The 19,471-nt window shown below is 31.1% G+C and carries 19 protein-coding genes; 13 read left to right on the top strand and 6 right to left on the bottom strand.

Going from position 1 to position 19,471, the window contains the following annotated elements; all coding sequences use genetic code 11:
• Window positions 1-346 precede the first annotated feature (346 nt).
• The 4 genes from FZC34_RS02815 to FZC34_RS02800 all read left to right on the top strand — a co-directional run bounded on the left by FZC34_RS02815 (window position 347) and on the right by FZC34_RS02800 (window position 5,475).
• Window positions 347-892, top strand: a complete 546-nt coding sequence (locus tag FZC34_RS02815; protein ID WP_148971941.1) for a hypothetical protein — start codon at window positions 347-349, stop codon at window positions 890-892.
• A 2-nt stretch (window positions 893-894) separates the two neighbouring features.
• Window positions 895-2,040: a PQQ-like beta-propeller repeat protein gene (locus tag FZC34_RS02810; RefSeq protein WP_187440041.1), complete on the top strand. Its 1,146-nt coding sequence runs from the start codon at window positions 895-897 to the stop codon at window positions 2,038-2,040.
• Window positions 2,037-3,284: a GTPase gene (locus FZC34_RS02805; RefSeq protein ID WP_148971939.1), complete on the top strand. Its 1,248-nt coding sequence runs from the start codon at window positions 2,037-2,039 to the stop codon at window positions 3,282-3,284. Before FZC34_RS02810 ends, FZC34_RS02805 begins: the two co-directional genes overlap by 4 nt.
• A 148-nt stretch (window positions 3,285-3,432) precedes the next feature.
• Window positions 3,433-5,475 (top strand): transketolase-like TK C-terminal-containing protein, encoded by a 2,043-nt coding sequence (locus tag FZC34_RS02800; protein WP_148971938.1) that lies wholly within the window; start codon window positions 3,433-3,435, stop codon window positions 5,473-5,475.
• A gap of 59 nt (window positions 5,476-5,534) precedes the next feature.
• Here the strand turns inward: FZC34_RS02800 and FZC34_RS02795 are convergent, their stop codons facing one another.
• Entirely contained in the window at window positions 5,535-6,143 is a 609-nt protein-coding gene (locus FZC34_RS02795) for a phospholipase D family nuclease (protein ID WP_148971937.1), read from the bottom strand.
• A 190-nt stretch (window positions 6,144-6,333) separates the two neighbouring features.
• Here FZC34_RS02795 and dnaX point away from each other — a divergent pair, with 190 nt between their 5' ends.
• The 4 genes from dnaX (at window position 6,334) to FZC34_RS02775 (ending at window position 9,882) form a co-directional block, all read left to right on the top strand.
• Window positions 6,334-7,656: a DNA polymerase III subunit gamma/tau gene (gene dnaX / locus FZC34_RS02790; RefSeq protein WP_148971936.1), complete on the top strand. Its 1,323-nt coding sequence runs from the start codon at window positions 6,334-6,336 to the stop codon at window positions 7,654-7,656.
• Window positions 7,634-8,311 (top strand): L-threonylcarbamoyladenylate synthase, encoded by a 678-nt coding sequence (locus tag FZC34_RS02785; protein ID WP_148971935.1) that lies wholly within the window; start codon window positions 7,634-7,636, stop codon window positions 8,309-8,311. Before dnaX ends, FZC34_RS02785 begins: the two co-directional genes overlap by 23 nt.
• A gap of 156 nt (window positions 8,312-8,467) precedes the next feature.
• Window positions 8,468-9,268 carry a 16S rRNA (uracil(1498)-N(3))-methyltransferase gene (locus tag FZC34_RS02780; protein WP_187440039.1) on the top strand — a complete coding sequence of 267 codons (801 nt, stop codon included), beginning with the start codon at window positions 8,468-8,470 and terminating at the stop codon, window positions 9,266-9,268.
• 119 nt (window positions 9,269-9,387) lie between these two features.
• A complete protein-coding gene (locus tag FZC34_RS02775; RefSeq protein WP_148971933.1) occupies window positions 9,388-9,882 on the top strand; it encodes a histidine kinase in 495 nt (164 codons plus the stop codon).
• A gap of 228 nt (window positions 9,883-10,110) precedes the next feature.
• On the opposite strand, the gene FZC34_RS02770 is transcribed toward FZC34_RS02775, so the two are convergent.
• A complete protein-coding gene (locus FZC34_RS02770; protein ID WP_148971932.1) occupies window positions 10,111-11,640 on the bottom strand; it encodes a YifB family Mg chelatase-like AAA ATPase in 1,530 nt (509 codons plus the stop codon).
• A 221-nt stretch (window positions 11,641-11,861) separates the two neighbouring features.
• Between FZC34_RS02770 and FZC34_RS02765 the strand changes: the two genes are divergently transcribed.
• The gene (locus FZC34_RS02765) at window positions 11,862-12,164 is read left to right on the top strand and encodes a DciA family protein (RefSeq protein WP_187440038.1); all 303 of its coding nucleotides are present in this window, start codon (window positions 11,862-11,864) and stop codon (window positions 12,162-12,164) included.
• 280 nt (window positions 12,165-12,444) lie between these two features.
• Here FZC34_RS02765 and FZC34_RS02760 read toward each other — a convergent pair whose 3' ends face one another.
• The 4 genes from FZC34_RS02760 to lepB form a co-directional block, all read right to left on the bottom strand.
• Window positions 12,445-12,819 carry a GPW/gp25 family protein gene (locus FZC34_RS02760; RefSeq protein WP_148971930.1) on the bottom strand — a complete coding sequence of 125 codons (375 nt, stop codon included), beginning with the start codon at window positions 12,817-12,819 and terminating at the stop codon, window positions 12,445-12,447.
• Between the two features lie 251 nt (window positions 12,820-13,070).
• Entirely contained in the window at window positions 13,071-14,138 is a 1,068-nt protein-coding gene (recA, locus tag FZC34_RS02755) for a recombinase RecA (RefSeq protein ID WP_148971929.1), read from the bottom strand.
• A gap of 50 nt (window positions 14,139-14,188) precedes the next feature.
• Entirely contained in the window at window positions 14,189-14,851 is a 663-nt protein-coding gene (locus FZC34_RS02750; protein ID WP_187440037.1) for a ribonuclease III family protein, read from the bottom strand.
• Window positions 14,835-15,635: a signal peptidase I gene (gene lepB, locus FZC34_RS02745; protein WP_148971927.1), complete on the bottom strand. Its 801-nt coding sequence runs from the start codon at window positions 15,633-15,635 to the stop codon at window positions 14,835-14,837. Before lepB ends, FZC34_RS02750 begins: the two co-directional genes overlap by 17 nt.
• Before the next feature lie 137 nt (window positions 15,636-15,772).
• Between lepB and hflK the strand changes: the two genes are divergently transcribed.
• From hflK to FZC34_RS02725, 4 genes are read left to right on the top strand one after another with little or no spacing between them, the layout of a single operon-like run.
• A complete protein-coding gene (gene hflK, locus FZC34_RS02740) occupies window positions 15,773-16,996 on the top strand; it encodes an FtsH protease activity modulator HflK (RefSeq protein WP_148971926.1) in 1,224 nt (407 codons plus the stop codon).
• On the top strand, window positions 16,993-17,172 hold the full coding sequence (locus FZC34_RS02735; RefSeq protein WP_148971925.1) for a hypothetical protein: 180 nt from the start codon (window positions 16,993-16,995) through the stop codon (window positions 17,170-17,172). The genes hflK and FZC34_RS02735 overlap by 4 nt, the downstream gene beginning before the upstream one ends.
• Window positions 17,169-18,032, top strand: a complete 864-nt coding sequence (hflC, locus tag FZC34_RS02730; protein WP_148971924.1) for a protease modulator HflC — start codon at window positions 17,169-17,171, stop codon at window positions 18,030-18,032. Before FZC34_RS02735 ends, hflC begins: the two co-directional genes overlap by 4 nt.
• The gene (locus FZC34_RS02725; RefSeq protein ID WP_222884921.1) at window positions 18,029-19,438 is read left to right on the top strand and encodes an NAD(P)H-dependent flavin oxidoreductase; all 1,410 of its coding nucleotides are present in this window, start codon (window positions 18,029-18,031) and stop codon (window positions 19,436-19,438) included. The genes hflC and FZC34_RS02725 overlap by 4 nt, the downstream gene beginning before the upstream one ends.
• The last annotated feature ends 33 nt before the right edge of the window (window positions 19,439-19,471 follow it).

Raw genomic sequence — 19,471 nt, 5'->3', positions numbered from 1 at the left:
AAATTTTTTACAAAAAAACCATTGATTGAAACTCTAAGATTCAATTGAAATTTTGATTTTAATTATTATTAATATGGCTTTTATTTGTAACTATTTCAAATGATATTATTAGAAATGTTGTTGAAAACAAATCCTATTATTGTATATACATGACTATATAAGGTGTGAGCCAAACCTAAGTTTATAAATTATAAATAAATATAATTAATTATAGTATTGATTATTTTTATGGGGCTTTGGAATCTGTGAATAACTTTTAATGCCCCAATGAATCACACAAAAACCCACTTTTTGTATGTTTAAAAGTTAAGTTGAAATGTGAATAACTATCAAGTAAACTTTGTATATGAATTTTATGCAAGATTTAAAAAATGATTATTTTCAAGATCAAATAAAGAGCTTCCTCAAATCTAAGTTCTTTCTTATCTTTGCTTGTTTTATGCTTGGGTTCTTTTTATATTATTTAAATGTTAGGTCACAGCAAACCATAGAATCTAAAATGGTTTCACAAATGATTAGCAATGATAATTATAAGAAAGCTAAGATTATTGCTGTTAAAAACAGGAAAAAGTACGAGTTGCTAAAGTTTATTCTACTTTCTAAATCACTATTAACACATTTGGATCTTTCTCAAGAAGAATTTAACAGTTTTTTAACAGATATTAAGAATGATGAAAATTTTGGTGTTTTAATGCAAATATTAGTTGATTTTAAAAACAAAAACAGATTGGATAAATTTAGATCTATAGATAGTCCGTGGATAGAGTTGGCGTATGAATTAGATGTTGTTAATTTACATGCATCTCCTGATAATTTCAATTTGCTTCCTATTTTAGTAGGAAATAAAGTTTCAATCCAAAATCCACTGAGCAAGAAAAAGTTAATTGGTTGATTATGAGTTTTTTTAATTTTAAGTGTTTGTCTATATTTATATCGGTGTTTTTATTAGGATGTGACGGCAGTGATATAAAGTGGAAGAAAACAAGTAGTTCGTATGTTCAATTTGAACAGATTACTAAGAACATACCTTGGAAAAAGCATTTTGTGCCGGAAATTGATTTTGATTATCAAAATGTGATTGTGTATAGGAATGGAAAAGCTTACTTAAATGATGGTTCTAATCAGATCAATGGTAGTGGTGATAAGAATCAAATCAATAATGGGAGCAAGGTTGCAAATAAGGCTATATCTACCAATGGTGTGGCTAATTCTATATCTAGTAAAAATTTAATAAATAAAGATTTTAAATTTCATGGTACAGAATTAAGCTTGAAGAAAATAGGAAAGCATACTTACATGATCGGAGATCTTTCAAATCATTTCTACATAATAGATACATATAACAATAGATCGAATGTTGTGTATAAAGGCTCTTTAAATTCACCTTTAGCTTATTGTGCTAAAATTAACGACAAGGTAATCGTTGCTAGCACTACAGGTCATTTCAAAGCATTTAAGGTGATTGATAGTAAGTTTGAGATATTGTGGGAAAAAGTAAAAATGACCAACAATCATATTGGTATTAAGAACTCTATAATTCTGAAAAACAATAAGATTATATATCTTTCTTCAAATGGAGATATTACAGCTATAGATATTTTTAATGGAGAGGATATTTGGTCACATATGACATCTCAAACAGTTGAGAGCTTTGATTTTAGTGATGATAATAATCATATTATTACTAGAGTTAATCAGAAGGTTATTGTTTTAGATATGAGTGGTAACGTTAAGAGTGAATGCGATGTTCTTGGTTTAAAAAAAGTTTTGGCATCTAATGGTTTTGTTTATTTGGTTGTGAATAATGAGATAATGATTAGTGATATGAACAATATCAAAAACAGCAAATACTTTGTAAAACATAAATATGATGGGGATTTATTTATAAATAAAGGAATGCTATTTTCTTTAAATAATAATGGCGAATTGTTTGCATATACAGAAAAGAAAGGGATGATTTATAATTTCAATAAAAATGATTTACATATAGTGATTAAAAATATTAACAGATTAAATATGAATCATTTATATTACACATGAAAATTTTTGACCCAATACCAAATGTAGTATTGCTTGGAGAAACTAATGTAGGGAAATCCTCATTATTTAACAAAATGGTTGGTGAGAGAGTTTCTTTAGTTGGTTCTCAAAGAGACTTGACGCGAGATGTTATTATTAAAACATCAGTTACAAGTAACTTTAACTTGGTTGATTTGCCAGGAATTAATAGAACAGATGAAATTGATCATTTTATTGAAAAAATACCTAGTGTTAATGCTTTTCTTATAGTGATAGATCATACTGGGTGGAATGATATAAGTAATAGATTCTTGAAATATGCCATGAATTCGGGAAAAAAAGTTTTGGTATTAGTAAACAAATCTGATTTAGGGCATGTGCATAGCAATAAAAATGATATGGAAACAAGATATATTTCTGTTTTGAGGAATCATGGAACTGATGAGCTGAACAAGTATATTTCTAGTTGGTTTGAAGAAGATGAAGAAGAAGAATTGAAAAGCATATCTTGGGGTTTTGTTGGCAGATCTAATGTAGGAAAATCAACTTTGCTGAACAAGTTAATTGGTCAGGAAAGATTCTTAGTAAAAGATGAAATTGGTACTACTCAAGAAGTTAATGCTGTTTCGATTACTGGTAAGAATAAAATTTTCCATATGATAGATACTCCCGGTTATAGAAAAAACACCAATCTTTCTGACCTTGAGAAAGCCAGTCAATACAGATTGCTGAAAGCAATTAATGTTTCAGTGAGTCATTTTGTAGTTTTGATTGATATTACACAAGGAATTAGTAGGGTTGATTTGCTTTTGATGGATAAAATTTGGTCTCGTGGTAAAGGTTTGATAGTTGGAATTGGGATGTGGGATAAAATGAATAGTGATTTAGTTGTTTTGTCTAATGCTAAAAAAGAATTGAAAAAAAGATTTCATGGAGTTTATTGTATTGCTGTATCTGGTATTACGGGTTATGGAATAAATAATTTAGTGAATGCTATGAATGAAGTAGAAACTAAAATGAAAAAGAAGGTTCAAACTTCTCATCTAAACAAATGGTTTGCTAGTATGAAAAACACAGATGCTGTTAATAGATCAGGTATTAAATATATCACTCAACTTGGCATGAACCCGCCCTCTTTTGGTCTTTTTTCAAACAGAACGATTGAGGATACAAGGCTTAGATATTTAGAGCGTAAGATGATAGATCATTTTGATTTGCAAGGAGTGCATCTTAACTTGATTGTGAAGCATAAGAAGGATAAATAGTTCAACTGTATAATTACATATAAGTAGTAAGTGAATGATTTTTTACAAAATGTTTGAATGAGATAAATTTATAAATAAACTATGAAGCATAAAATAATTAGTGATTTAAATTTCTATTCAATTTTTAAATTTTATGTGAAGCTTATTTATGGATTTTAATATGAATAAGCAAAGAGATATAAATAAAGAAAAAATTATAAAAAGGGCTGCGAATATGCTTAGGTGTATTGCTTTGGATATGATAGACAATGCTAATTCAGGTCACCAAGGGATTGTTTTGGGCATGGCTGATGTTGCAGCAGTTTTGTGGTCTATGCATTTGAAATTTCAAAGAAAACACTCCAATAGAGATCGTTTCATTTTATCAGCTGGGCATGGATCTGCATTATTATATGCCACCCTATACTGTATGAACGAAATTGAATTAAATGACTTATTAGGATTTCGTAAAATTGGATCAGAGCTTGCTGGTCACCCAGAAAAAAGCGATTTAATTGAGATGACAACTGGGCCATTAGGTCAAGGAATTGCATGGGCAGTTGGGATTGCAAAAGCAGAAAAATTAAAATGCTTAAATTATTATACTTATGTTTTGGCTAGTGACGGTGATCTGATGGAAGGGATTTCATATGAAGCTTGTGCTTTGGCTGGCAAATGGAATCTAAATAAATTAATTGTTTTTTGGGATGATAATGAAATTACGATAGATGGGTCTACAGATTTATCTAGAGTTGAGCAGGTAACATTGAGTTTTAAATCTTATAATTGGAATGTGATTGAGATTGATGGGCATAATGTAAATGAAATTAACAATGCAATTTTACAAGCGCAAGAATCTGATAAACCAACTTTAATTAGATGTAAAACGATTATAGGATATGGATCTAATTACGAGAGAAGTGAAAAAATTCACGGGAAAGTAATGAAGAAAGTGGATATTGATTTAATCAAGGAGAAATTTAGCACTCATTATAATGATTTCCAAATACCTCCTGATGTAAGGCAGTTTTGGGATAATGTGATCAAAAATAACACTGAATATTTCACTAATCTTAGTAATAAATCAAACAATGAAATAATCAAAAGCAATTCAAGGTATTTAGTAGATAATAAAGTAAAAGATCAAATAAAAAAAGATATGTCTATTAGAGTAGCATCTGGTATTATTTTGAATAATTTAGCAGAAAAGTATGATGATATAGTATTTGGATCGGCTGATTTAGGAGCTTCTACAAACACAATGATTAATGGTAGGTATATAGCTTTTGGAGTTAGGGAGCATGCTATGACAGCAATCACAGGTGGGATGGTTTTGTCTGGATTAAAAGCTTGCTGTGCTACATTTCTAGTTTTTACAGATTATGCTCGACCTGCTATTAGACTCGCAGCTTTAATGAAAATTCCATTGATTTTTATAGCAACGCATGACTCTATTGCTGTAGGGGAAGATGGGCCAACTCATCAACCAATTGAGCACTTAGATAGCTTGAGATTAATTCCAAACTTACGTGTATTTAGGCCAAGTAATGGGTTAGAAGTTGCATGGGCTTGGGAAATGGCATTAAACTCTGAATACCCATCTATATTAGTGTTGAGCAGGCAGAAGATACGATATATTGAGTATGATGCATGCAGCTCAAATAATATAGAGGCATCATATTTTATAAAAAAGTATGCGAATATTAAAAATAGTCATGAATTAGCAGCAAACAAGTATAATATAAAAATTATTGCTACAGGATCTGAAGTGCCATTATCATGTGATGTTGCAGATGCAGTTGGGGGTTTGCTCAGACTATGTGCAATGCCTCAAGAATCTATAATGAATTCATATGGCGCTAAAACTAATTCGGATAATCAAGTACATTTGCATAAAACACAACCAGGTAGTAAAGATCACGCTAATATAGATTATAATATAGATGTAATTTCTATGATTTCTACAGATCTATTTGATAGATTTCATGATGATCAGAAGAAAACAATATTAGAATCTGATTTGCTTGTATGCATTGAGGCAAGTCATTCAAATATTTGGTATAAATACGGAGTTTACTCTAAAAATATATTAGTAATTGGGATTAGCGAGTTTGGCTTGTCAGGCAAAGGGGATGAGGTAATGGCACATTTTGGATTTGAGAAAGATAAGATTGTAGCAAAGATTATGAACATCATTAATGGTATTATTTAATAAATATCGCTTAATAGTATGCTAATCCTATGGTTTTATCATACTAAACATTAAAACAGTTACTTGTAACGATCATGTTTCTTATAATGATATTTGTAATTTTCTTTCCATGGCTTATATGCATTTTTACTAACTACAACATTATCTATATCTTGTGCAAATTTTTGTCTTTTAATCCAGTTTTTCATATAGATTTGATTAACTTCTTTGCTTTGTATTTTAACAACATTTTCTACATTTTTTGTATCAGCTGCTTTAGAAAAGTTAAAACTTCCTGTAATGACAGTATGATCATCAATTACAATAATTTTATTATGAGCAATGCCTGGCACATGGTCGATCATGAGATTTATATTATTTTGTTGTAAGAAATGGATAACATTATTTTTGTTCATATTTACTTTGTCTAGAATTATTTTAATTTCTACCCCTTTTTTCTTCATTTCTACTAGTGCTTGAGAAATATCCTTAGATGTCCAGGTATAGGCTTGTACATAAATAGAGTTTTTTGCCTTCCTAATATTCCGAATAATTAGTGGTGTGCATTTTTGTGAAGGTGTAAAGCATACTTCCATATGTTCAAATGGAACTTTCTGATGTTGGCTGATATAAATCGCAAATGAAGTTAGTAAAATTGATCCAAATATTAGGTATCTTTTTGATTTCATATTTTATTATTTACTGATTCTATATTTTTATTCAACTGATGAGTATAAATTAAATTGATTATACTGAATGAATATGGATTAAGTGGCTACTTTAACGCATATCAAGAAACTTATACAAAGAAATTTTAAGTATTTTAGCACTTCTCAGAAAACTATTGATATACTCTGAAACTTCCGTAATGATTAAGTAATGAAAAGCAATTTACCAAGACAGGCTAGACCTAGAAAATTTCAAAATGTTATTGGGCAGGATTTAGCTGTAAAGTTACTGCATAATGGGTTGAAACGTAATCTTTTAGGTAATGTTTGCTTATTACATGGACCTGCTGGTGTTGGGAAGACTACTTTAGCTAGATTGATAGCTCAATGGATTTGCTGTGAAAAGCATGTTGATGATGAGCCATGTGGTGAGTGTAAAGGTTGTGTGGATTGTATGAATGGGACCCATCCAGATGTATTTGAGTTAGATGGTGCAAGTAATACAAGTGTAGATTCTATCAGGACTCTTTTAGATGGATCTATATACAAGCCAGTGGTAGCTAATAAAAGAGTATATATTATCGATGAAGTACACATGTTATCTAGAAGTGCGATTAGTGCTTTGTTAAAAACGTTAGAGGAGCCTAATGACTATATTCAGTTTGTATTAGCCACAACGGATTTGGATAAAATCCCCAAAACTATTATTTCTAGATGTTTTAGAATTTCATTGGATAGTATAAATAAAGATAGTATGCAATCACATATGACTAATTTGGCAGATCAGTATGGTATAAATATTTCTGCATCTGCAATAAAGATTATTACTCTCTCTTCGTATGGTTCAATGAGGCAAGCAATTGCAGTTCTGGAGCAAGCAGCTTTACTTTTTGATAATAAAGTAAATGATAAAGACCTACAGAAAATGCTTGGTTTGACCTCTGATGATAATCTGCAAAATATAATAAAGTGTATAAAAGAAAACAATCAATTATCATTAAAGCAGCTAATTAAACAAATCATTTCAGAAGGATCTGATGCTTTAAATATAATTCGTCAAATTCTATTTGAGCTGAGGCAATTAGGCAATGTGTCTGAGAAAGATATTGCATTAGGGTATATGTTAGCACAGAGTTCGGTTGAATTGCATCAAAGCCCGTACCCAGAAGAAATATTGGATTTACATTTAGCAAAAGCTGCAATGATATATGCTATATCTCCTGATTCTATGCGTGATACGCAAATGCACACTGTATCTTCTAATGCTTATTCTAAATCTATTGATATACAAGTGAATGCTATGCCAAATGAATTAAAGATGAACAAAGATGTGAATGTGGACAATAAGAATGTAGAGCTGAATAATACAAAATCAGATAGTAGCGCAGATGCAAAGTCAGATAAAGGCAAAGATAATATTGGAAACAAAGATAATATTGAAAACAAAGGTAGTAATGATAAGAATAGCAATGATAAAGATAGTGCAGATGTAAGTTTAAGGAAATTAGCATATGATATGTTTAACAAAAACTAAATCGATTGAGCGTATTGCTCAGGAGATTATCAAGGGGAATCCAGTTATTCTTCCTACTGAAACTGTATATGGTATTGGTGTGAGATATGATTCTCAATTTGCAGTAGATAATCTTTTTACTATAAAAAATCGAAGTATTCATAAGCCAATCAGCTTGCATATTACTAAAAACATGCTGAAACAATTCAATATAGCAAATAATTTACAAATACTGTGTGATAGATTATTTCCAGGTCCTTTTACCATAATTGTTGAAAGTAAAGAACAGTATGGGTTTCATTCTGATGATATATATTCAGGGAAAATAGGAATTCGTGTTCCTGAAAACCAAATATTTCAGCAAGTATTAGAAATGACAAATATCCCATTATGCATGACAAGTGCAAATTTATCTGAACAAAGTAGTGGAATTGAGTTTGATAAGATAGAGCTGAATAATAATATAGTAGGAATGAATAAAAAGTATTGCAACCAAAGAGAAGTAAAAGAAGCGAAAATCAAGGAAAGGTTTGAGATTCAACATGAAATAAATATTCCACGCAATAAAGCATTCCATAAAGAAATATTTGGTGTTGAAAATGATGGAAATGTATATGGGAAAGAGTCTATCATTATAGATACAACCGTTAATCCAATGCGAGGGATGAGAATATAATAGTATGATTATAGATATAACCAATAAATGCGTGATGGTGCATAGAAAGAGCAAGAATATAATGTATAAATGGATGGAAATGAGATGCAGAGGGAATGATGTTAGAATAAACATGATGAGAATAGTAGATAAATTTATGATTGGGGTATGTGTATTATGATCAGAGTGTACGTAGAAAATATTCAAGATACTATTATGCTAAACGCCAAACAAATGCATTATTTAAAGAATGTAATGAGGTGTCAAGACGGGCAGATTATAGAAATTTTTGATAATCAAAATGAGTGGAGAGCGAAGATTAGTTTCCCACATATACATGCTATAGAGCAGAAGAATATTGAACAGAAATTAGCTACAATACAAAGGCGTCCAAAGATTGGTATGGGGTATATTCGAAAAAGCAGGTTAGAATGGGCAATAGAAAAAGCTACTGAACTTGGGGTTGATGAAATTTACCTATTGATGACCGACCGTGTGAATCACAAATATATCGATTTAAGGCGTTTAGAACGCATTGCAATTGAAGCTGCAGAACAGTGTGGGAGGATTGGTGTGCCTAAGATTCATGAGAATATTAAATTATCAAATTTGCCTGAACTAAACTGGGTAGTTGCTGCGAAAGAAGAAAGTTCTGATAAAAATGCAAAGTATTATGAATCACAAGATAATCAAATCAATAATGCACAAATAAAATCACAAGACACCCAAATAAATTCACAATCAGACAGTTTGATACAGAGCAATTTGGTAGAAATTATAGAAAATAATCGCACACACATAGAGCAGAGTAATTCAATAGATTTTTGGAATGGTGACGGAATTCTAATTGGCCCTGAAGGTGGTTGGTCAGAAAATGATTTGAGCTTACTGCAAAAATATAATAAAGTGCAGCTTCATGATAATGTATTGCGTACTGAAACAGCTGTATGTGCAGCACTTACACTATTCAGACCATAGATATTGCAAGTATCACAGTCGATATAAAATTTTATACTGTGCATATCTGAGTGCTTGTATATTTCTATGTATTTATTGCAGAATCTTTTAAAATCTTATAGCGCATTGTATAGTAAAATATGCCATTATTACAAACTATTATTGCAAGAATTTCTCATGATTTGCTAAATCCACTTGGTGCAATGGATATGTTAATGAGCTTAGATGATATTCAAGGCAATCAGGAATTAATCAAAGAGTCACTCGCAAATGCAATTAATATATTGGAAATAACACGTAATATTCTAAACCCCAACCTTGGCCTGCAACATGTAGGAAAAATATTAGGTAAATATGACAATATAAAACTTGAAATAACCATGGAAGAAGACAAAGAGAATGTTCCATCGATTATTTTATTATTAGCTTTAATTGCTTCACAAAAACAACAGCAAGTTACAATTAATATCACTAACCAATCATTGAGTATAGATATGCAAATCAATGCAGAAGAGGTGCAAGCATTGCAGAAGCAAGATTTATCATCGTACACATGCTATTTTCATTTGATTGGAGTGTTATCAGAGAAATATACGATTGATTATCGTGGCAATATGCTGAAAATTGTGTTCTAGTTATACATAAGAATTGCACAGCAAAACATACTATTATTTTATAAGTTTAATCATATTAGAATTGACCTGTAAGCTTAATAGAATCGAAAGTTGTGTTTTAATATTTTTAATATATATTGAATGATTTATAGGCTAAAATTATCAGAAGATTGTAGGCATGTTATTTGTAGCTATAAAGATATTAAATATAAAGATTATTAGTTATAAAATGGTCAAGTTTATTAATAACTATTTGATTTGTACGGGGGAGATATTTTTCTGAAATATATTATAGCTAATTGATTCTTCGATATGATTTGTTTGTACTGACACACTACCTTCTATATCAGCAATTGTACGAGCAATTTTTATACTATTATAATACCGTCTGTTTGACATATTTATACTTTTCGCATACTTATTGATCAATTCCATTGCTTCTTGTGATACATTCAAAATGCCAATTTTAGAGCTAGGGACATTGTGATTACAGCTGAAAGATAATCCAGCATATCGTGTTTTTTGCATTGTAATTGCTTTTTCTACATCATGCTTCATCTCAGCACTGCTTTTTGATTTTCCATTAATCTCACTTAATTCCCATGGAGATAATTTATCAATTGAAATGATTATTCCGAATCTATCCCATATTGGTCCTGGAATCTTATTGATGTAATTGTTATAGCATACTGGGAATTTCCCACATCTTTGCTCTAAATCATATGCATGTCCACATATACATGGATTCATTGCTGCAATTAGTTGAAATTGTGCAGGATATTGTATATTTCCATTGGCACGTGCTACAGAAATATGTCCAGTTTCTATTGATTCTCTTAACCCATTAAGTACAGAAGGAGCCCATAAAGATAATTCATCCATAAACAATATTCCATGATGTGCTAATGATATTTCGCCAGGTTTGCATTTATATCCACCGCCAATAATTGAAGGTAATGAGGAATTATGGTGTGGGGCTCGAAATGGTCGCTTTTTAATTAATCCAGATTTGTTATTTAGATTCGAAACACTATAAATCATAGATACTTCAAGAGCTTCTTTTGTACTTAATTCTGGCAAGATAGTATTCATTCTTTCTGACAACATGGATTTTCCTGCTCCAGGCGGTCCAATCATTAATGTATGATGTTTTCCTGCAGCAGAAATCTCTAAAGCACGTTTAATTGATTCATGACCTTTTACATCTGCAAAATCTTGATCATTTTTTCTATCTTTAGTGTGAGTGATTGGTGGTTCTGGGCACAATTGAATACCTTTAATATGGTTAAGTAGTTGAATTAGATTTAGTGGCGCTAAAATATTGAGATCCCCTCCCCACTTAGCTTCTTTCCCACAGCTTGCAGGACAAATTAATCCTTTGTTTGAATTAGCAGCAAATACAGCAGCTAATAATGCACCAGTAACATGACTAATCTGTGCATCGAGTGAAATCTCCCCCATAATTATCCAATCTTTCAAATAATCTTGTGGGATAATTTCTAATGCTTCTAAAATTGATAAAATAATCGGCAAATCATAGTGATTGCCTTCTTTTTGTATATCAGCAGGAGACATATTAATTACAACTCTTTTTGCTGGTAGTGATAATCCAATTGATTGTAATGCAGATTTAATACGCTCTTTAGACTCAGCAACAGCCTTATCAGCTAATCCAACAATGTGAAATGCTGGCAAGCCTTTTCCTACATGTGCTTGTACTTGTACAGCAATAGGTTGCAAACCATGGAATGCAATAGTTGATACTGTTGCTACGGACATAGATGAAGTATAACATGTTTTGTTTGGTCAAACTATAGAATTAGCTATTACTTAAATTATATCTTAGTAATGTTAGGTTGATTTTAATAGAATCAGTCTGATCTGTGAGATATGTTAGTTTGAAACAGTGCATAAAATGATTTAATGTTTATATATATTAATATATAGAAAATCCAATGAGTAGTACTACAATATTAAATGGATAATGCTACAATATTTGTGTGAAGAAGTACTATGCAAAGAAAATAGGCGATGCAATTAAAAAGATTATTTCTCCTTTAATTACGGATCCAATTATTGCGAATATAGTCAAAGGGTGGAGTTCATTTGTTCCAGAATGGGCATTATGTTTAACCCCATCACATTATGCTAATCAAACAAAAACATTGTGGTTAAATGCGAATAAAGATGCAAATTTGCTTTATTTACAATATCAATCTGCTCACTTAAAAGACTTAGTCAATGTTTATTTAGGGTATACTGCTATTTTAAATGTTAAAATCAAACATGTAAAAGAAAGATAGGATCTATTTAGAAGATAGATAAAGTTCAGGTGAAATAAAGATCTCTAGGGATTAAGAACAACATTAATACGATCTTAAGAGTAGTATGCATATAAGAATAAATATTAATATAAAATGCTAAAGTATAAATATTGAAATATAATAATATTAATTCGATGTTATTTGCGATTTTATGAAAAATTTAAGCTAACTATAATGCTTTAATTTATTGTTTTGTTATGATTATTATGGTGTATCTATTATAATTACTTAGGATAATCATTATGACTAATGTGTTTTATTATTGTAATATTCTCTTGTACGGATTGAATTTGACAACAAACATTTTATCATTAAATCTTATGCTGCCCTTTATTTGCAGAGCAATAGTATGTTGTTTTTCATTGAACTCACCTATGCTGACAGTTGGGTTAATTAGCCTTGGTTCGTATTCTTGTATATCATTTTGGATTTGTATAGATAGTGATTGTAGTTGCTTTTTATCATGTGGATTGATATTTGGAAATAGTGAATAGATTTTTACATTTGAGGATGATATAGATTGCTTATCAAGTACACATAAAATTTCATGAAAAATAGAATTATAAAGATCTTCAGCTGTTTCATATTTTTCGATAGGGTTTTCTTGAATACGTTCAAATAAAGCTGGCTTCATTACTAATTTGTATTCAATATATCTTAATAAGTGGTTAATAATTAGCGTGGATTTATTGGTTTATAAATACTGCATATACTAATTTAATCCACATATACTATTATTCAATTTATAATGATTAATTTAGTTATGATGATTTGTTTGATTTGATTATAGCATAATATCTAGTTAGGATAATTTGTTTAATTATAATGACTGTACGATTAAATTAATTAGAATGTTTTCTCAATAGAAAATTGTTCAATCAGAAGTTACCCAGCATTTTCTTCAAGCATTTGCTCTTCTGCAGAATTGTTGGGATTTTTATTATTTACTCCATTAACAATCTCATGTAATTTTTCTTCTATCTTTTCACGCTCTTCTGGATTTTCTGCTAAGAATTCTTTGCTTGATTCACGTCCTTGTCCAATCTTTTTATCTCCAATTGAATACCATGAACCAGCTTTATTAATTAATCCATGCTTTACACCTAAATCAACAATTTCTCCTAGCCTTGAAACTCCTTCACCAAATAAAATTTCGAATTCAGCTGTTTGTAGAGGAGGAGCTAGTTTGTTTTTAACAATTTTCACTCTTGTTTGATGTCCATATACGCTATCGCCTTTTTTCAACGCAGATGTTTTTCTGATATCTAGCCTAATAGATGCGTAGAATTTTAATGCATTTCCTCCAGTTGTGGTTTCTGGGTTACCAAAAACAATTCCAATTTTTTGTCTGATTTGGTTGATAAAAATAACCATACATCCAGATCGAGAGATTACTCCAGTCAACTTTCTCAATGCCTGGCTCATTAGTCGTGCATGTAGACCCATGTGACTATCTCCCATATCTCCTTCAAGTTCAGCTTTAGGAACTAGTGCCGCAACACTATCTACAATAATAACTTTGACAGATTGAGATCTTACAAAAGTATCAACAATCTCTAATGCCTGCTCTCCAGTATCAGGTTGTGACAGTATAAACTTATCTCCACTAAGATCAACGCCTAATTTTCTAGCATATTCAGGATCTATTGCATGCTCAGTATCAACAAATAAACATGTCCCTCCAATCTTTTGAGCTTCAGCAATTACTTGTAAGGCTAAAGTTGTTTTTCCAGAACTTTCAGGACCATAAATTTCTATTACACGACCAATTGGAAATCCCCCTACTCCAAGAGCAAGGTCTAATCCTAAAGATCCAGTAGAAATTACTTCTAAATCCAGATTCTTTTGTTCATCCAGTTTCATCACAGATCCTTGACCATGAGTTTTCTCAATATGCTTGATTGCAGCTTCTAGAGCGATTTGTTTTTCAGTTTTTGCGTTCATTAATACCATATTATCTTTTTTTGCTTAAACGTCAAAGGTTGATTTTGATTTTTTTAATCTTACTTTTTTATTAGGTTCGTATATTTTTTCAGAAAGTCAAAAGCAGCACTTTTCTCTGCTAATCTGATTGACCTGCTTACTCCAATTATTTTTTGCTGATTGACTTGCAATTCAACTGTATATTGTGGATTATGCGGTGGCCCATCTTGTTTGATAAGCGTATATTTATGTTGTTTGGAAGTTTGGTGTATCCATTGTTGTAATATTGATTTTGGGTCCAATTCTGCGAAACTCATTGACTGTTTTGGCCAATTTTCTTTTATTAGCTTATATGCTGAATCCCATCCACCATCTAAAAATACAGCACCAATAATAGACTCACATGCATCTACTAAAATACTATCAATATGTTCACCTATGTATATGATATAGTCTTTTATATTCCATATTTTTGCTATTTCCAGCAAAGTGTATTTGTTAACTTTAGTGGCTAGTTTTTCAGCATATTCACGTTCAGATTTATATTGTTCATCCCAGATTATTTGTGAAATTGCCAGATTCAATACTCTATCTCCCATAAACTCCAGGAGTTCAAATTTAGATTTTTTATAACTAGGGTGAATGATAGCATTCTGAGCATAAAGGTCATTTTTGAAATTATAATTAATATTTTTTTCCAATAATTGTATTTTTTTCGATAGACTTTTAAATAGATCTTCCAATTCTGCTCCATTTAATATTGAATATGCTTTGTGCAATACTGATAGGTAGTCTTAATGCCCATTTAATCCAGCTATTTTCTATTGGTAAGCGCGCCTTGGATCCAAATATTATATAAGTTGGTTTGCCAATGATTCTATCGTAAGAAATTGATGATACAAAATCGAAAAATCTAAAATCTTTGGAGAAGTGCATATTATCACCCATGCAAAATACATGCCCATCAGGCACTTCAAATACAGGAGTATTATCCACAGCAATTTGTCTGCTGTTTATATTGTCAATTTTTCTTCTTAATATTTCATATGATTTGCCAGAAGGTAAGGTAATTTGGAATACATCCATCATCTCTTTTTGGCCATTGTCATGACTTAATTCATATTCACCTGTTTGTTCCATTTTTACAGCTTCATCATTGATGTGTATAATTCCCTCTTTAACTTGGACGGTATCTTTTCCAACTCCAATGATTCTTTTTGTGTAAAGTCTGCCAGGTTCTTTGGCAACAGAAAAGCAAATAACATCCCCCCTCTTCGGATCTTTTGCAAAAATTCTTTTGTTGAAAAATGGAATAAAACCACCAATTATTGGTATAGACATGCGAGAAAATCCATAATTGTATTTAGTTGCAATCACTACATCTCCATTCTCCATTGTCCTTGACATAGACTCAGAAGGAACAATGTATGGCTCGAATAGAAAGATTCTTATAAAAATAATAATAGCTACGATATACGTAGTATACGTGTTTTTTTTATGCGTTTTTTGATTTGATTTAGGGTGCATACTTAATTTTATCTCCAGTTAACGAAACATTATCATGTATATATATGAATGTATAGTAAAAGTAGATTGTTTTAATAGTGAATTTGGTAGCAAAAGAGATGTTATTTTGTTGGATTATAGGTTAGAATTTTACTATTATGTTACCAGTAGTATTTGGAATGGTTTTTGTGATTAGTTTGCTGAAAATTGAATTTATACTTTTTATATTAGGGTTTGCTTTAATATCATTTGTTTTTTTAATGATGGCAGATAGCAAATTTCAGAATCATATTAGAAATTATATAAAAAGAATTATGTCCGGGAAAAAGGCGCATGGGAAATCAGACTTTAGTCTAAATGACCAAGATGTTTTTGAAATGAAAAATTTAAAAGTGTTTTTTAAAAAGATGACGTCAGGCAAATTAATTCCAGGTAAATTTAGCGTTACTATTTTGGGAATCGTTGGAATTATGTGTTGGGCATTTTTTACAGGATTTTACTGGGTGAAATTGAATGAAGAAGCAATTACATTACGCTTTGGATCTGTAAATGGGTATAAAAAATCAGGGTGGTATTGGAAAATGCCTTATCCAGTTGATAAGGTTATTATAAAAGATGTAACAACAATCCATAAAGTAAACACTTCTATTTTGCCTGGTTGTAATGGGAAAATGCTTACAAAAGATGAGAATATTCTGGGAGTGTTTTTGACTGTGTTCTGGAAAATATCTGACTTGCAGCAATACATATTCAAAGCTACTGATCCTGATGGAATCTTAAAGGTTGCTACTGAAAGTATTGCTAGGCAAATTGTTGCAAATCATAATGCGGAAGAATGTTTGACTGTTGGCAGAACTGTTATCGGGGCAAAAATTAAGCATTCACTATCTCAGTTACTTAATTCATATAATATAGGGATTGAAATTGTTGATGTACAAATGGGTAAGATTGATCCACCTGACTCTGTAATTGATTCATACAGGGATGTGCAAAAAGCAAAGGTTGAGAAAGAAACAAAGCGTAATGAAGCAGAAAGTTATGCTAATTTTATACTGCCTAAAGCCAAGGGAGATGCTGCTTCTATTATTAATAAAGCTGAAGCTTATAAAATATCAAGAATTGCTTCGGCCAAAGGAGAATTTAAAGCTTTTCAAGCAAAGCTGTCGGCATATTCTAAAGATCCAGAGGTTGCTAAAATGTTTATGTTTTTTGATACAGTAAATGAAGTGCTTGGTAATAGTAAATCTATGAATATAGTTGATTCAAATGTTATAGTCATGAATCAAGATCATACTGTAGAGAATGTTGTAGGTAATATTACACGTAATGGCCATATAAATAATGTTAAAGAAATGCCAAATATGAAGGAGATGCAAAAATGATTGTTTTATTTAAAAACTTGTTTAGAAAGGTAATAATGGTTTCAAAAATGATATCTGTTTTATTTGCAATGTTATTTGAAAAGGCATTAATTGATTTGCCTAAAAAGATAGCAATTATTTTGTTTGTAAAAGAAGTTTTATTCGCGAACGATTTAAGAATGGTAGTAAGATCATGATTATTTTTATTGTTCCTATATTCATTATTTTGTTTTTTAATAGTGTGTTTATTGTGGATCAAGCTCAGCAAGTTATAGTGACAGAGTTTGGTAGATTATCAAAAATCCATACTAACCCTGGTTTGCATTTTAGAGTCCCATTTGTTCAAAGTATCCATTATTATGAAAAAAGGGTGTTGAACTGTGATGTTTCAGAAGTTGAGCTTACGTTAGGAGATCAGAAGCGTTTAGTGGTTGATGTCTTTGCTAGATACTATATTGCTGATCCTGTTTTGTTTTTCAAGAGTGTTTATAACCAAAGCGCTGCTGCAAAACGATTGAAATTAATTATTATAGGTGATGTACGTGATATTTTAGGAAAAGTTTCATTGCAAGATATTCTGACAACTAAGAGAGAAGATATTGTAAATGAAATTCATAATCGTGTAGAAAAAGCTGTAAAGGTTTTAGGAATTGGAATGATGGAAGTAAGGATTAAAAAAGCCGTCTTGCCTGAAGAGAATAATGAAGCTGTATTTAATAGAATGCGTAGTGATCGTATGAAAGAAGCCCAAGAATGGCGTGGAAAAGCAGAGCAAACTTATCGTGAAATAATATCTAATGCAGACTTAGAGGCAGCTGCAGTGATTGCAAATGCAAGAAGAGAGGCTGATGCAATACGTGGGGAAGCTGATGCAAGCGCGATTAATATCTTACAATCTTGTTATAGTAAAGACAAAGAATTTTCAGAGCTTATATTGAACTTGGAAAGCTATAAAAAAACGTTAGGAAATGGTAGAGTAAAATATTGGCTTTCTAGTAAGCATCCATATTTTAATATGTTAAATAAAAATATGTTGAATAAAAAAGAGGCATTATGAGTATAATAGATAAATTAATAATAAAAGGTAAAGAGATATTCCCTTTGGTTGAAGGTGGAAAAGGAATTTCTGCTACAAATGGAGAAAGTTCTGGAGCATGGGCTGCATGTGGGGGTATAGGTACTATATCTGCTGTGTATGGAGATGTAAAAGAAGATAATTTAGTTCAAATCAAAGGGATAGATGATTTCGATGCCCCTACTCGAGCTGAGAGATCAAAACAATTAGCTGAGCATTCAATTAACGCAACAGTTTCACAAATTAAAATAGCAAAAGAACGTTCTAATGGTAATGGAATGTTGAATATTAATGTGTTGTGGGAGCTGGCTAAAACAAAAGAAATGATGCATGGTATCCTAGAAAAAGCAGGGCATTTGCTTGATGGAGTAACATGTGGAGCTGGAATCCCATATCAATTAGGAGAAATAGTTTCAAAATATGGATTGCTCTATTATCCAATTGTTTCATCAGCATTGGTATTTAAAATTCTATGGATGCGTGCATATTCTAAATATAAAGATGCTCTTGGCGCTGTTGTATATGAGGATCCATGGGTATCTGGTGGTCATTTAGGGATTAGTAACAGAGAAAATCCAGATAAAAGAGAAAGCTCATTGGATAGAGTTACAGCATTGCGAAAAGTTATGAATAATTTGGGATTGCATTCAATTCCTATTATTGTCGCTGGTGGTGTGTGGCATTTGAATGATATGAAAAAAGACTGGATTGATAATGCCGAATTACAGCCATTGATGTTTCAGTTTGGAACAAGGCCACTTTTGACACAAGAAAGCCCTATTTCTGATGAGTGGAAAATGAAACTTTTTGACCTTAAAGAAGAAGAGATTATTATTAATAAGTTTAGTCCAACAGGGTTTTATTCTTCTGCTGTACAGAATAGTTTTATGAGAGAGTTGCAAGGAATTAGTGAAAGGCAAGTAGCGTATTCACGCGAACAAGATGATAATTTCTCAGAGGCATACAAATATGGAAGAAGAAATATTTATCTAAACAAAGATGATTTAGCAAATGTATTAAAATGGAATAAAGAAGGTTATGTAAAAGGGCTTTATACTCCTGATCATACTGTTGTATTTGTTACTGAAGATAAAGCGAAACAAATTGTACAAGATCAAATTAATTGTGTTGGATGCTTGAGTAATTGTAAATTTAGTAACTGGTCCAATAAAGATGGCGATACAGGATTGAAGCCAGATCCTAGATCTTTTTGTATTTATAAAACTTTGCATAATATTTCACATGGTCAATCTACAGATAATAATTTAATGTTTAGTGGAGCTAGTGCATATAAATTTGGGCAAGATCCATTTTATAAAACAGCAGATGGTAAGAAATGTATACCAACAGTAAAAGAATTATTTGAACGCATTCTTACTGGATCTTAATTAAATAATAAATACATTTTGAATCCTTTGCAT

Origin of the sequence: Candidatus Cytomitobacter primus (genome assembly GCF_008189405.1) — a bacterium.
Classification (GTDB): Bacteria; Pseudomonadota; Alphaproteobacteria; order CAJXXZ01; family 1604HC; genus Cytomitobacter; species Cytomitobacter primus.
This window is presented reverse-complemented; position numbering and strand designations above follow the sequence as displayed.

What these genes read in the sequence shown, in the direction of transcription:
- FZC34_RS02770 (WP_148971932.1), bottom strand. Translation starts at nt 11,640, where the DNA reads ATGTCCGTAGCAACAGTATCAACTATTGCATTCCATGGTTTGCAACCT.
- FZC34_RS02775 (WP_148971933.1), top strand. Translation starts at nt 9,388, where the DNA reads ATGCCATTATTACAAACTATTATTGCAAGAATTTCTCATGATTTGCTA.
- FZC34_RS02725 (WP_222884921.1), top strand. Translation starts at nt 18,029, where the DNA reads ATGAGTATAATAGATAAATTAATAATAAAAGGTAAAGAGATATTCCCT.
- FZC34_RS02815 (WP_148971941.1), top strand. Translation starts at nt 347, where the DNA reads ATGAATTTTATGCAAGATTTAAAAAATGATTATTTTCAAGATCAAATA.
- dnaX (WP_148971936.1), top strand. Translation starts at nt 6,334, where the DNA reads ATGAAAAGCAATTTACCAAGACAGGCTAGACCTAGAAAATTTCAAAAT.
- lepB (WP_148971927.1), bottom strand. Translation starts at nt 15,635, where the DNA reads ATGCACCCTAAATCAAATCAAAAAACGCATAAAAAAAACACGTATACT.
- FZC34_RS02735 (WP_148971925.1), top strand. Translation starts at nt 16,993, where the DNA reads ATGATTGTTTTATTTAAAAACTTGTTTAGAAAGGTAATAATGGTTTCA.
- recA (WP_148971929.1), bottom strand. Translation starts at nt 14,138, where the DNA reads ATGGTATTAATGAACGCAAAAACTGAAAAACAAATCGCTCTAGAAGCT.
- hflC (WP_148971924.1), top strand. Translation starts at nt 17,169, where the DNA reads ATGATTATTTTTATTGTTCCTATATTCATTATTTTGTTTTTTAATAGT.
- FZC34_RS02810 (WP_187440041.1), top strand. Translation starts at nt 895, where the DNA reads ATGAGTTTTTTTAATTTTAAGTGTTTGTCTATATTTATATCGGTGTTT.
- FZC34_RS02760 (WP_148971930.1), bottom strand. Translation starts at nt 12,819, where the DNA reads ATGAAGCCAGCTTTATTTGAACGTATTCAAGAAAACCCTATCGAAAAA.
- hflK (WP_148971926.1), top strand. Translation starts at nt 15,773, where the DNA reads ATGTTACCAGTAGTATTTGGAATGGTTTTTGTGATTAGTTTGCTGAAA.
- FZC34_RS02780 (WP_187440039.1), top strand. Translation starts at nt 8,468, where the DNA reads ATGATCAGAGTGTACGTAGAAAATATTCAAGATACTATTATGCTAAAC.
- FZC34_RS02795 (WP_148971937.1), bottom strand. Translation starts at nt 6,143, where the DNA reads ATGAAATCAAAAAGATACCTAATATTTGGATCAATTTTACTAACTTCA.
- FZC34_RS02800 (WP_148971938.1), top strand. Translation starts at nt 3,433, where the DNA reads ATGGATTTTAATATGAATAAGCAAAGAGATATAAATAAAGAAAAAATT.
- FZC34_RS02785 (WP_148971935.1), top strand. Translation starts at nt 7,634, where the DNA reads ATGATATGTTTAACAAAAACTAAATCGATTGAGCGTATTGCTCAGGAG.
- FZC34_RS02805 (WP_148971939.1), top strand. Translation starts at nt 2,037, where the DNA reads ATGAAAATTTTTGACCCAATACCAAATGTAGTATTGCTTGGAGAAACT.